Below are 12,690 nucleotides of genomic sequence, written 5' to 3'. Positions count from 1 at the left end.
TCACGCTCCATACTTTCAACTAGCTCTCGCAGCTGTCCATTGTCTGCGCAGCTGCAATCTTTCTATAAGCCGCAAACGCATTCGGGATCGGATACTTTTCCTTCAGCTCTTCCCGATCTGCAAACAGCAGTCCCGGAATTTCTTCTGTTACACGGATCAGATATCCGCTCATATGCCATTCCACATGGCTGAAAATATGCTTTGCCGTCGGGAGTTCTTTCTCGATCACAGCTCTGCATTTCATCTGTTCCAGCACTTCTTTCCCGGAAAGTTTTCCCTCCAGGTTCGGGAACTCATAGAGGGATGCCAGAAGCCCTGTGTCATCCCGCTTTCTAATGGCTATTTTATCCCCGTATTCCACTAATAATACGGTCTTTTCCTCTATTTTCCTTTTCTTTTTCGGTGTTTTCACCGGGATCTCTGCGGTCAGAGCCTTTTTTCTCGCCTCACAGACGGTATAGAACGGGCACGGTGCTCCGCAGAGCGGCGCTCCGTTCGGCACACAGACGATCGCTCCCGTCTCGATGAGAGCCTGGTTGAAGTCCCCGGCTTCTCCTTCTTTTAAAGTTTTCAGGGTCTCCTCCACCGCCAGTTCCATCTTCTTTTTCACTGCCTGCTTTAAGATATCCTCATAGCTTCCCGCCACTCTTGACAGGACCCGCATAACATTTCCGTCAACTGCAGGGACAGGAATACCAAACGCGATGGAGCCGATCGCTCCCGCCGTGTAACTTCCAATCCCGGGAAGTGAGAGAAGCGCCGCGTGGTCTGCCGGAAGCGCTCCTCCGTATTCGGAGACGATGATCTCTGCCGCTTTTTTCAGATTTCTCGCTCTGCTGTAATAGCCAAGACCTTCCCAGCACTTGAAAAGTTCCTCTTCCTCACAATCCGCCAGCGCCTGAACGGTCGGAAAATGTTCCATGAAGCGGGCAAAGTACGGTTTTACTGCCTCGACTCTCGTCTGCTGCAGCATAATCTCCGAGATCCAGATCCGGTAGGCATCCCGGTTCTCACGCCATGGGAGATCTCTCCTGTTTTCCCGATACCACGAAAGGAGCGGTCCTCTCGCGGCATCCAGACGTTCCGTCAGGGTGAGGTTCTTCTCATCCGGAAAGATTTTCTGGAGGCCGGAATAGAGATCCGCCCCCGAAACATTCATTTCATCCTTATACATATCCATAGACTCCGCGGACTGAAACTTCCCCGGAGATGATCTCCTTTAACGTGCCGTCAGCGAGACGTACCAACAATGCGCCTTCCTTGTTGATCCCCTCGGAAACGCCGCGGAACTCGCCCGCCGGGTCCAGGACACACACCTCATTGCCGAGATTTACGAGATTCGCATTGTACTCCTCGATGAGTCCCGACATATCCTGAGTCTCGATAAACGTGTCATAGTATCCCTCAAAGGCCTCCATGATCGCTGCGATGATCTCGCTTCTCTTCTGGATCTTTCCGCTCTCTATGTAGAGGGAAGTTGCGGTAGCCTTAATGTCGTCCGGGAAATCCTTCTGGTTTACGTTAATGCCGATTCCCGGGATCACATACTGGATCTCCATGAGTTCCGTGCTCATCTCCGTCAGGATCCCGCAGATCTTCTTCTTATTCAATACAAGATCGTTCGGCCATTTGATCTCCGATTTCAGTCCCGTCGATATTTCAATTCCCTTTTTCGCCGCAAGAGCCATGACCAGCGTCAGCATCGACGCAGCCAGCGGATCGATCTGAGGTCTCAACAGCATGCTCATCCAGATCCCGACTCCCGCAGGGGATGTCCAGACACGGCCCCGTCTTCCCTTTCCGCCAAGCTGCTGTTCCGCAACTGCCAGAGTCCCGTGGGGCGCGCCCTGTTCCGCAAGGCTCCGGATCTCGTTGTTTGTGGAGACTGTCTCCTCAAAGAATACGACATTCGCTCCTGCCCACTTCGTATGGATCGTACTTTCCAACTCTTCCTTCGAGAGCACATCCGCAGATCCTTTCAGAATATATCCTTTATTCCGGACCGCTTCGATCTCATAGCCCTCTTCTTTCAGCTGATTGATCACCTTCCAGATTGCTGTCCTCGATACACCGAACTTCTCACAGAGCTCCTGTCCGGAAATATAGCCGTCTGTCTCTTTTAATAATTTCAGGATTTCTCCCTTCATCTCATTACCTCCAACAGTTCCTACCAAATGCTAACCGCGCTTAAGATCGTGAAGATCAGCAGGACCGTTCCGAATCCCATCTGGAACACCGCCGCAGTTCTTCTCCGCCGCTCCCGCTTTGTCCGGGAGAGCCAGTATTTTCCTGTGGCGAGATTTAAAACCGCCGCCAGGAAAAAGATCACCGGAAAGAGGAACATGTACCTCTCCGTGTCAAGAAACGAAATGACGGACATGACCACCACGGCGATCCCGATGATGATATGCATGGCATCAAGCGCCATGGATTCGCTCCTGACCTTTCTTCTTTTATTGTTTTCCGCCATATTTCAGCGTTCTCCTCATATCTCTATCCTACCGTCAGCTTATCCGAAAGCAGTTCATGGATCTTCCCAACGATCTCATCCGGCGTGTATACACGGTAGACTTCCAACTGCATCTTTTTTGCGAACAGCTCAAGGACCGCACCGTAAAGATCCCTGTAGTCCCACTCGGTGCAAAGCCTCAGCTTCTTTGCGAGAAACGGAAAGATCTTTTCCGTGTAGACACGGTAACCCGTGAGCTTCGCGAATTCGTCCTCTTTCACATACGGTTTCAGCCAGATCTTAAAGAGGTCAAGCTCCGACATGATCCTGCCAAAATAATACGCCTCGGAATATGGCATGTCAAGATAATATTTCCGCCCACAGAGTCCGTAAAGAAATCTCAGCCCGTCGAAATAGCCGAGCTTCATGTTTTTCTTCGTCCTTGCGCTGTCAAACTCCAGTATCCCGCCAAGATTTCTCCCCGGTGCGATCTCATGGATCGTCACGTCCGCCGGAATCTCCATAAACTTTCTCCGGTCCACGCCGATCCCGTAAAGGCGGATCACGATGATATCTTTATATCCCCGGTCCGTCAGAAGATCGACCGGGACATTGTTGACGCTGCCGCCGTCCAGATACGTCTTTCCGCCGATTTTTTCCTGCTTAAAGCCCGGAAAGTAAGCGCTGGCCATCATCATGTCCTTCATGGTTCCCGGCGGCGCTTCCTTCACATCAAAGTCCTCTTCCTTCCGGTCCGTGACTGAAAATGACGCGGCACAGAAATCACGTGGTGAGCGCCTGATCCGCTCCTCATCCACCGTCTCTTCCAGAAGTTTTTTGAGTGGGGCGATATCAAGCCCCCTGTCTGAAAACAGCCGTTTGAATTCTGCCGCCGCGTCGGTCATTTTCATGGATCGAACGCCGAATTTCTTTAGTTTTGCGATCATGGGATCATCCACCCGGAATACCGTGGAGTAGGTCATATTCCTCCAGATCTCCTCCGCTTTTTCCAGGTCATCCATACAGATCAGTGCGCCGTTCAACGCCCCTACTGACGTTCCCGCGACTCCCCTGATCTTCATGCCGGCTTCCCGGAGCGCTTTCCAGACGCCGATCTGGTACGCACCCCGGGCTCCGCCGCCCTCTAAGACGATCCCATATTCTTTTTCAAGATCAATTCTCAGTTTCACTCTTCTTTGCAATCTCCGTTACACTTGTCACAAGGCCGGCCAGGGACTGGATTTCGGACGGAATAATGATCTTTGTCGCCTTTCCGTCCGCCGCCTTTGCGAATGCCTCAAGACTCTTGAGCTGTAAAACTGCCTGGTCCGCTCCTGCTTCCTTGATCATGCGGATACCGTCGGCATTCGCCTGCTGGATCTTTAAGATCGCCTCCGCCTGACCTTCCGCCTCGCGAATCCGTTTTTCCTTCTCCGCCTCAGCGTGGAGGATCGCTGCCTGCTTATCCGCCTCCGCATCGAGGATCGCGGACTGTTTCTTACCTTCCGCAACGAGGATCGTGGACTTCTTCTCACCTTCCGCACGGAGGATCGCCTCACGGCGCTCACGCTCCGCCTTCATCTGTTTCTCCATCGCATCCTGGATCGCTGCCGGAGGGATAATGTTCTTTAACTCCACACGGTTGACCTTGATGCCCCACGGGTCCGTCGCAACGTCCAGTGCGGAACGCATCTTTGTGTTGATCGTCTCACGGGAAGTCAGGGTCTGGTCAAGTTCCAGGTCACCGATGATGTTCCGGAGTGTGGTTGCTGTCAGGTTCTCGATCGCCATGATCGGATTCTCAACGCCGTAAGCGTAGAGCTTCGGATCCGTGATCTGGAAGAACACGACCGTGTCGATCTTCATGGTAACGTTATCCTTTGTGATCACCGGCTGCGGTGCAAAGTCAACGACCTGCTCTTTTAAGAGAACCCGTTTTGCCACGCGGTCGATAAACGGCATTTTGAAATGGACGCCCACGTTCCATGTCTCAAGATACGCGCCGAGTCTCTCCACTACCATCGCCTGTGCCTGCGGCACGATGCGGATACAGGAGACGAAGATCAGCAGAATGATGAAGATCAGTACTAATACTAATAATGCCGGCATATTTATTCCTCCTTTTTTCATTGGGGGATCATCATGATCCCTTTTTTATCCCAGAATGCCCGGATATCACCGACCGTTCTGATGTTTTCCGGGTCGATAACCGTTCAGCATCCTCACAGTTACCTGGGTCGTTCTTATTTTTCCGTATCGGGGATCGGCTCCACGATAAGTTTTACGCCCCGGACCTCTTTGATCCGGACATGAGTCCCGACCGGGATCGTCACCGCGTCATCCGCGGATCTCGCCGTCCACTCCTGTCCGTCTATCACGGCGGCTCCGGACGGCTCATTATTATCGATCTTTGCGATCACTTTCGCTCTCCGCCCGATCAGCCCGTTTACGTTCGTCTTCACGGTCTCCCGGTTGACAAACCGCATAGCGAGCGGTCTCGTAAAGAGCAGAAGGATAAACGATACGATCAGGAACACCACAAGCTGTACCTGCACGGAAGCACCCAGCACCGCGGCTAAAAATGCGGCCACCGCACCTCCCGCAAACCAGATCGTCGTGAGCGCCATCGTTGCCGCCTCAATTCCGATCAGGACTACAAAAGCTGCCAGCCATCCGATCATATCCATAAAATCACTCCTTTTACGCGCGCCGCTGTCTTGCCGTCTCAAACATCAGGATCGACGCCGCGATCGCGGCATTCAATGACTCCACTTTTCCGGCCATGGGGATCTTTACCCAGGTATCCGCCATGGACGAAAGTTTTTCTGTCAGTCCGTTTCCCTCATTTCCGATCAGGAATGCCGTATTACCAGTATAGTCTTCCTGCTCGTAATTATTCTTCCCGGCGAGATGCGCCGCGAATACCCGGATCCCCCGTGCCTTCAGATCCAGCACGGTCTGCTCCAGATCATCCGTATAGAAGAACGGAACGCGGAAGACCGATCCCATCGTGGAGCGGATCACTTTCGGATTATAGATATCCACGGTATCACGGCTCATGATGAGACCCGTGATCCCCGCTCCCTCTCCGGCTCTTAAGATCGTTCCGAGATTTCCGGGATCCTGAAGATTTTCCAGGACCATCAGGTGGGCCGGACGGTCGCTCTTTAAGATCTCGTCCATCCCGTAGGAGAACTGTCTGACAAGTGCCAGCACTCCCTGGGGCGTCTGGGTATCAGACATCGCAGCGAATACCTGGTCACTGACCAGCTCATATCCCGGATATTCCGCAAGGAACGCGGCATTTGCCGGATCTTTCGCGAAGGTTTCAGAAACATAGACACTTTTCACCTGGTCTTTCGGGAGCTCCGCGGCCATCCGCACACCTTCCACAACGAAAAGTCCCTGCTCATTCCTCGCTCTCGCCTTCTTTTTTAACTCAATGACCGCCTTTACCTGGTCATTTTTTGTGCTTGTGATCATTTTCCTGCCTCCGGATCAAGTTTCTCTACTTCCTCCATCCAGATCCGTCTCGCAGCGTCACTCGGCATTCTCAGATCGCCTCTCGGGGAGACAGCCACGGAACCGACCTTCGGGCCGTCCGGCAGGCAGGAGCGCTTAAACTGCTGTGCAAAGAACCGGCGGTAGAAGGGATTTAACCACTTGTAGATCACCTTGTCCTCGTAAACTCCCGCAAATGCGATCTTTGCAAGGCGGTAGATCTTCGCCGGATGATAGCCGCAGCGGAGAATATAGTAGAGAAAGAAGTCGTGGAGCTCGTAAGGTCCCACAAGGTCCTCCGTCTTCTGTGAGATTTTTCCATCCTCCGGCGGCAGGAGCTCCGGGCTTACCGGTGTGTCGAGAACGTCATAGAGGACGTCCGCAAGTGCCTTGTCACCGCAGGTATCCGCGTAGTAGCGGACCAGATGGCGCACCAGAGTCTTCGGGACAGAGGCATTCACTCCGTACATGGACATGTGATCACCGTTGTAGGTTGCCCAGCCGAGCGCCAGCTCGGACATATCTCCTGTTCCGATAACCATGCCGTTTGTCTTGTTCGCGAGGTCCATGAGGATCAGGGTGCGGTATCTCGCCTGTCCGTTCTCATAAGTCACATCGTGGATCGCCGGATCATGTCCGATATCCTCAAAGTGGATGGAGACCGCTTTCCGGATGTTTACTTCTTTTAATGTCGCACCTAACTTCTTTGTAAGGGTGACCGCATTGTTGTAGGTGCGGTCTGTCGTTCCGAAGCACGGCATCGTGACGGAGAGGATGTTCTCTCTCGGGATCCCCAGCATGTCGAATGCTCTCGCTGTAACGAGAAGAGCAAGTGTAGAGTCAAGTCCGCCGGAAATTCCGACCACCGCACTCTTTGCGCCGGTATGGGCAAGACGTTTCTTTAAGCCCATCGCCTGGATCGTCAGGATCTCCTCGCACCGTGCTGTTCTCTCCCGCTCATCCGACGGAACGAACGGTGCCGGATCGATATAACGGTTTAACGTGAGGTCTGTCCGTTCCAGGGTAAAGTCCATATAATCATATCCATCCGCCTCAGTTCCCGGCTGGCAGGTCGTCATTCTTCTTCTCTCGTTTTTCAGTCTGACAAGGTCGATATCCGCCGTGATCATTCCGTTTTTGAAGCGCTCGGACTCCGCGAGGATATTTCCGTTTTCTGCGATAATGTCATGTCCTCCGAAGACAAGATCCTGGGTGGACTCGCCCTCCCCTGCGTTCGCGTAAATATACGCGCAGACAAGGCGGGCAGACTGTCCTGCGATCAGCATCTCACGGTATCCGGCCTTTCCGGTCGTCTCGTCGCTTGCAGAACAGTTTGCGATCACGGTCGCTCCCGCTTTTGCGTGGGAAACGCTCGGCGGATCCATCGTCCAGACGTCCTCACAGAGCTCCGCGGCAACCACGAGTTCCGGGATATTTGTACAGCGGAACAGCACCTTGCTTCCAAACGGGATCAGGCGCTCTCCCCACTCTACCACATCCGGTTTTACCGGCCCCGGATTGAAATGGCGGAGCTCATAGAATTCAGAATAGTTCGGGAGATGTCTCTTCGGAACGAGACCCAAAAGCTCACCGCTCTTGATGACAGCCGCCACATTGTAGAGCTTTCCGTCCTTCATCCACGGAAGTCCGATGAAGGTCAGCATGTCCATATCTTTTGAGGCGTCCAGGAGCCATAAAAGTTCTTCCTTTGCCTGGTCGATCAGCGTATCCTGCAAAAACAGGTCACTGCATGTATATCCGGTAAGGCCGAGTTCCGGGAATACGAGGATCTTCACGTCCCTGGCCGCCGCTTCCTGCATCATCTTCCAGGTCTGTTCCCGGTTAAATACCGGATCCGCAACCTTTAAATCTGGGGTGGCCGCCGCCACCCGGATAAATCCGTCTTTCATCTCTTTTCTCCTTATACAACAATTCAGTCATAGACGGTCTCTCCCTATTTTGAAAATTTCCGCATGGCTGAATGATCATTTTTTGTTACGCGCAAAAATCCATTCCAGATCGGCTGCGCCGATGGGAGTTTTGCCTTCAAGCCGATATTTTCTTACGGTCAGCGCAGTAAATGCGCAGACCTACCGGGCAGTTATTTTTATTATACACTTTTTCTCTGAAAAGAGCTATTCTTTTCGCCCGTTTTATATATATTTCATCTTTATATTATTTTTGAAAAGGCGAAAGGCTGTGCTCCCCCACTGAGCACAGCCTTTCATTCACGTACAATTTCCTTGCATTATACAGTTCCTCGAAATTGATACCCCTTCAATTTCAATGCTCATGCAGTATAGCAAAATATTGTGGGAAATGCTATGGTAAATATAGTTAAATTTGCACAATTTTATTGTATATATTTACTATCTTCTGCACAAATGTCCGCGCTGAAAATGCAATTCCGTTGTTTTTACAAAAAAACAATCCTGTCTGTCGTGATTCTGCTGGATGAAATCCGCATTTTGTATACAGTACGCATTTTTTCATTCTGAATATCCTTCCGGTATAATTTCCTGTTTCCATGAAATACTATCTGGGACATCCGGATCATGTATTTCCATCACTCACGAAAGGACAGGCGATCCATGAATATTTCATCAGACTTCGACCGGAATCTCTCCCATTTTCACGAACTTCTCGATGTTCAGAAAAATTTCGATATCGTATATCACACACTCACCATCGGCGGCAGGGATGCCTGCCTGTACTTTGTGGACGGGTTCACAAAAGATGAGATTCTTCTGCGGCTGATGCAGGATTTCTCCTCCGTAAAAGCGGACGCATTCCCGGAGTCCGCCCATGATTTTGCCAGGCAGTACGTCCACTACGGCGAGACCAGCGTCGAGACCGATGACCGGAATATCTTTATCCAGCTCCTCTCCGGTCTCTCCTGCCTCCTGATCGACGGATACGACCGGGCGATCCTCATCGACTGCCGGACTTATCCCGCCCGCAGCGTCTCAGAACCGGAAAAAGACAAGGTGCTCCGCGGGTCCCGTGACGGCTTTGTGGAGACCCTGATCTTCAACACCGCCCTGATCCGCCGCAGGATCCGGGACATCAATTTCACGGTGGAGATCATGCAGACCGGTGAGAGTTCCCACACGGACATTGCGATCTGCTATATGAAGCGGCGGGTAGATGAGGAACTTCTGAAAAAGATCAAAGGGCGGATCGAGGATCTCCATGTGGACGCTCTCACCATGAACCAGGAGAGTCTTGCGGAGTGCATTTTTCCCCACAAATGGTTCAACCCGTTCCCGAAATTCCGTTTTTCCGAGCGGCCGGACACAGCGGCGGCCTCCATTCTTGAGGGAAATATCGTGATCCTTGTGGACAACTCCCCCGCCTGCATGATCCTGCCGTCCTCAGTCTTCGACATCATCGAGGAGGCGGATGACTACTATTTCCCGCCGGTGACCGGGACCTACCTGCGGCTCTCCAGAATGACCGTCTCCTTCCTCACCCTGTTTCTCACCCCGGTCTGGCTCCTCTTTATGCAGAATCAGGAGTGGATCCCGGGCTGGCTGGAGTTTATTAAACTGGCGGACGATATGTATGTGCCGCTGATCTTCCAGCTTCTGATCCTGGAATTCGCGATCGACGGCCTGCGCCTCGCAGCCGTCAACACGCCGAGCATGCTGACAACGCCTCTGAGCGTCATCGCCGGGATCGTTCTCGGCGAATACTCCGTAAAATCCGGCTGGTTTAATTCGGAGACGATGCTCTACATGGCCTTCGTCACGATCGCCAACTACTCCCAGGCAAGCTTTGAGATGGGCTACGCGCTGAAATTCATGCGGGTGATCCTACTGATCCTGACCTCCCTTTTGAACGTCTGGGGCTTCGTCCTCGGGACCGCCATCGCCGTCTGCTCCATCGTATTCAACCGGACGATCGCTGGAAAGAGTTACATCTATCCTCTGATCCCGTTTTCCTGGTCAGAGGTCAAAAAACGATTTCTGCGCGGACGGCTTCCGCATACGGAGAAACGTCAAAACTAAATTTGAATCCGGCTTCTTTCCTTTACAGGCTCACACCGCAAATATCCCTTTCTCAGGAAGATATAACGGTTTTATCAGATCTTTAACGACCACTTACTGAGATCCCAGACCTTCGACACCAGTCCGTCATAGAACTCCGGCTCATGGCAGATGAGAAGGACCGCACCTTTGTACTCCTGAAGCGCTCTCTTTAACTCATCCTTCGCATCTACATCGAGATGGTTCGTCGGCTCGTCGAGGAGCAGCACGTTTGTCTCCCGGTTCATGAGCTTGCAGAGGCGGACCTTCGCCTGCTCACCACCGGAGAGGACGCGGACCTGGCTCTCGATGTTCTTCGTTGTAAGGCCGCACTTTGCAAGGGCAGAGCGGACTTCGTACTGGGTGTAGGACGGAAATTCCTTCCAGATCTCCTCGATACAGGTCGTCGTATTTCCCGGTGCCATCTCCTGCTCGAAATAACCCGGGAACTGATAGTCACCGACCTCAACGGTTCCGGAGATCGCCGGGATCAACCCCTGAATGCTCTTTAAAAAGGTAGTTTTCCCGATACCATTCGCACCGATGACCGCGATCTTCTCGCCGCGCTCCATGAGGAAATTAAGCGGTTTTGAAAGCGGTTCATCATAACCGATCACAAGATCCTTCGTCTCAAAGATCAGTTTTCCGGTGGCCCTCGCATTCAGAAAATGGAACTCCGGCTTCGGTTTCTCCTTCGCAAGCTCGATGACTTCCATCTTATCAAGTTTCTTCTGTCTCGACATCGCCATATTTCTCGTCGCCACGCGGGCCTTATTTCTCGCAACGAAGTCCTGGAGCTTCGCGATCTCCGCCTGCTGCCGGTTGTAAGCCGCCTCTAACTGGCTCTTTTTCATCTCATAGACTTCCATAAACCGGTCATAGTCACCAACATAACGGTCAAGCTTCTGGTTCTCCATATGATAGATCAAGTTTACCACGCTGTTTAAGAACGGGATATCATGGGAGATCAGGATAAAGGCATTTTCATAGTCCTGGAGATACCGTTTCAGCCACTCGATATGCTGCACATCCAGATAGTTTGTCGGCTCGTCGAGGAGCAGGATATCCGGCTTTTCAAGGAGAAGTTTTCCGAGAAGGACCTTTGTTCTCTGTCCTCCGGAGAGCTCGTCGACATCCTTGTCAAGTCCGATCTCATCGAGACCGAAGGCGCGTCCGATCTCCTCTACTTTGGAGTCGATAATATAGAAATCATGCGCCATCAGAAGGTCCTGGATCGTCCCCAGCTCCTCCATCATGGCGTTCATCTCGTCCTCAGAAGCGTCCCCCATCTTCGCACAGATGTCGTTCATCTTCTCTTCCATCTCAAAAAGGAAGGAGAATGCGCTCTTTAATACGTCGCGGATCGTCATCCCCTTTTCAAGCACCGTGTGCTGGTCTAAATAGCCCACGCGGACATTCTTCGACCACTCGACCTTTCCCTCATCCGGCATCATCTTCCCGGTGATGATATTCATAAATGTGGATTTTCCCTCACCGTTTGCTCCGATGAGACCGATATGTTCCCCCTTTAACAGGCGGAAAGAAACGTCCGTAAAGATAGCCCGGTCTCCGAAACCATGGCTCAGGTGTTCTACATTTAAAATACTCATAAAACTTCTTTTATTCCGGCTTTTCCTTAAAATTCAGCCGTTTTCCCTTTCTCCTGGAATCCCAGGTAAACCTATATAAATGATGTTGAGGGCAAAAAGTCTTTTGACCTCCCTGATACCGGATTGCTCCGCACTACGTGCTCCCGCATCTACGCTCCGCTTCGGTCAGTGCTGGACATGTGCCACCGGCACATAGCACCCTCATATAAATAATGTCATGATCGGAATCGTGATCAGAGAGAACAGTGTATTGGTCAGCAGACATTTCGACGCATACACCGGATCTGATCCATATTTCTCCGCCAGAAGCGCCGTCGTGCTTCCCGCAGGCATCGCTGTAAGAATCACTGCGCATCCTGTCATGATCGGATCTGCATTTAACAGGCGCATGATAAAGAGCGCCAGAAACGGCAACGCCACAAGACGCATAAACGCCAGGTACACCGTACTCCAGTCCTTAAAGGATGCCGGCGTCAGTTCCGTCATCATCGTTCCGATCAGGACCATGGAGAGCGGAGTTGTACAGTTTCCAAGTCCTGTGACAGACTTTGCCAGAAATTCCGGCAGAGTAAAGTCTGTGAAGCTTCTGAAAAGTCCGATAAAGATCACGATCACGCACGGATTCAGCATGACCTTCTTAAACGCCGCCTTTTTATCCGCCTCCGCCGTAAAAATCGACACTCCCGCCGTCCACATAAAGATACGGTTCGGGATAATAAAGATCGACGCTAGGAACATTCCCGCCTCGCCGAGCACCGCCTTCACGATCGGCAGCCCCAAAAACGCCGCATTATTGACGAGTGTGGCATACTGTAAGACGGATTTTTTCTCCTTCGGATACATGTTGTAGACAACTTTTCCACCTATCCATGCCGCGAAGCAGATAAAAAATGCCACTCCGAGACACAGGGCCGCCTGTTTTAACATGTCCAATGTGATATGCATGCTGAAGGAGTTAAAGATCATACAGGGCAGCGTGATCCTGAGAACAAAATCCGTGAGCTTTCCCTGCATCTTTTTTTCAATAATTCCACGCTTTCTGCAGTAAAATCCCACCGCCATGTACACGAGCAGGATCGCCTGGGTCGAAAGCATCTTCATA

At 51.9% G+C, this 12,690-nt stretch carries 11 protein-coding genes; 1 reads left to right on the top strand and 10 read right to left on the bottom strand.

Features of this window, described 5'->3' with window-relative positions; genetic code table 11:
- Positions 1 to 19 precede the first annotated feature (19 nt).
- The 8 genes from mutY to FN001_RS06385 form a co-directional block, all read right to left on the bottom strand.
- On the bottom strand, positions 20 to 1,174 hold the full coding sequence (gene mutY, locus FN001_RS06420; RefSeq protein WP_243121949.1) for an A/G-specific adenine glycosylase: 1,155 nt from the start codon (positions 1,172 to 1,174) through the stop codon (positions 20 to 22).
- Positions 1,167 to 2,147, bottom strand: a complete 981-nt coding sequence (locus tag FN001_RS06415) for a biotin--[acetyl-CoA-carboxylase] ligase (RefSeq protein WP_142411200.1) — start codon at positions 2,145 to 2,147, stop codon at positions 1,167 to 1,169. Before FN001_RS06415 ends, mutY begins: the two co-directional genes overlap by 8 nt.
- Before the next feature lie 20 nt (positions 2,148 to 2,167).
- Positions 2,168 to 2,470: a DUF6637 family protein gene (locus FN001_RS06410; RefSeq protein WP_118297842.1), complete on the bottom strand. Its 303-nt coding sequence runs from the start codon at positions 2,468 to 2,470 to the stop codon at positions 2,168 to 2,170.
- Positions 2,471 to 2,493: 23 nt separating this feature from the next.
- Positions 2,494 to 3,639 (bottom strand): patatin-like phospholipase family protein, encoded by a 1,146-nt coding sequence (locus FN001_RS06405; RefSeq protein ID WP_142411199.1) that lies wholly within the window; start codon positions 3,637 to 3,639, stop codon positions 2,494 to 2,496.
- On the bottom strand, positions 3,623 to 4,558 hold the full coding sequence (locus tag FN001_RS06400) for an SPFH domain-containing protein (protein ID WP_118297841.1): 936 nt from the start codon (positions 4,556 to 4,558) through the stop codon (positions 3,623 to 3,625). Before FN001_RS06400 ends, FN001_RS06405 begins: the two co-directional genes overlap by 17 nt.
- A gap of 134 nt (positions 4,559 to 4,692) precedes the next feature.
- Positions 4,693 to 5,136, bottom strand: coding sequence for an NfeD family protein (locus FN001_RS06395; protein WP_142411198.1), 444 nt, complete (start codon positions 5,134 to 5,136; stop codon positions 4,693 to 4,695).
- 13 nt (positions 5,137 to 5,149) lie between these two features.
- Entirely contained in the window at positions 5,150 to 5,932 is a 783-nt protein-coding gene (locus FN001_RS06390; RefSeq protein ID WP_118320840.1) for a TrmH family RNA methyltransferase, read from the bottom strand.
- Positions 5,929 to 7,860: an NAD(+) synthase gene (locus tag FN001_RS06385; RefSeq protein ID WP_142411197.1), complete on the bottom strand. Its 1,932-nt coding sequence runs from the start codon at positions 7,858 to 7,860 to the stop codon at positions 5,929 to 5,931. Before FN001_RS06385 ends, FN001_RS06390 begins: the two co-directional genes overlap by 4 nt.
- A 681-nt stretch (positions 7,861 to 8,541) precedes the next feature.
- Here FN001_RS06385 and FN001_RS06380 point away from each other — a divergent pair.
- A complete protein-coding gene (locus tag FN001_RS06380; protein WP_142411196.1) occupies positions 8,542 to 9,960 on the top strand; it encodes a spore germination protein in 1,419 nt (472 codons plus the stop codon).
- A gap of 74 nt (positions 9,961 to 10,034) precedes the next feature.
- Here FN001_RS06380 and FN001_RS06375 read toward each other — a convergent pair whose 3' ends face one another.
- Together FN001_RS06375 and FN001_RS06370 are read right to left on the bottom strand one after the other, a co-directional pair.
- Complete coding sequence (locus FN001_RS06375; protein WP_118297836.1) at positions 10,035 to 11,588, bottom strand: ABC-F family ATP-binding cassette domain-containing protein; 1,554 nt, start codon at positions 11,586 to 11,588, stop codon at positions 10,035 to 10,037.
- 201 nt (positions 11,589 to 11,789) lie between these two features.
- Positions 11,790 to 12,689 carry an AEC family transporter gene (locus FN001_RS06370; protein WP_142411195.1) on the bottom strand — a complete coding sequence of 300 codons (900 nt, stop codon included), beginning with the start codon at positions 12,687 to 12,689 and terminating at the stop codon, positions 11,790 to 11,792.
- Between the last annotated feature and the right edge of the window lies 1 nt (position 12,690).

It is taken from the genome of Clostridium sp. Marseille-P7770 (assembly GCF_902143525.1).
Classification (GTDB): Bacteria; Bacillota; Clostridia; order Lachnospirales; family Lachnospiraceae; genus Pilosibacter.
Note: the sequence above shows the minus strand (reverse complement) of the source record. Positions and strands in the feature narration are given on the sequence as shown.

What these genes read in the sequence shown, in the direction of transcription:
- FN001_RS06410 (WP_118297842.1), bottom strand. Translation starts at nt 2,470, where the DNA reads ATGGCGGAAAACAATAAAAGAAGAAAGGTCAGGAGCGAATCCATGGCG.
- FN001_RS06390 (WP_118320840.1), bottom strand. Translation starts at nt 5,932, where the DNA reads ATGATCACAAGCACAAAAAATGACCAGGTAAAGGCGGTCATTGAGTTA.
- FN001_RS06385 (WP_142411197.1), bottom strand. Translation starts at nt 7,860, where the DNA reads ATGAAAGACGGATTTATCCGGGTGGCGGCGGCCACCCCAGATTTAAAG.
- FN001_RS06375 (WP_118297836.1), bottom strand. Translation starts at nt 11,588, where the DNA reads ATGAGTATTTTAAATGTAGAACACCTGAGCCATGGTTTCGGAGACCGG.
- FN001_RS06400 (WP_118297841.1), bottom strand. Translation starts at nt 4,558, where the DNA reads ATGCCGGCATTATTAGTATTAGTACTGATCTTCATCATTCTGCTGATC.
- FN001_RS06415 (WP_142411200.1), bottom strand. Translation starts at nt 2,147, where the DNA reads ATGAAGGGAGAAATCCTGAAATTATTAAAAGAGACAGACGGCTATATT.
- mutY (WP_243121949.1), bottom strand. Translation starts at nt 1,174, where the DNA reads ATGTATAAGGATGAAATGAATGTTTCGGGGGCGGATCTCTATTCCGGC.
- FN001_RS06395 (WP_142411198.1), bottom strand. Translation starts at nt 5,136, where the DNA reads ATGGATATGATCGGATGGCTGGCAGCTTTTGTAGTCCTGATCGGAATT.
- FN001_RS06380 (WP_142411196.1), top strand. Translation starts at nt 8,542, where the DNA reads ATGAATATTTCATCAGACTTCGACCGGAATCTCTCCCATTTTCACGAA.
- FN001_RS06370 (WP_142411195.1), bottom strand. Translation starts at nt 12,689, where the DNA reads ATGAAGATGCTTTCGACCCAGGCGATCCTGCTCGTGTACATGGCGGTG.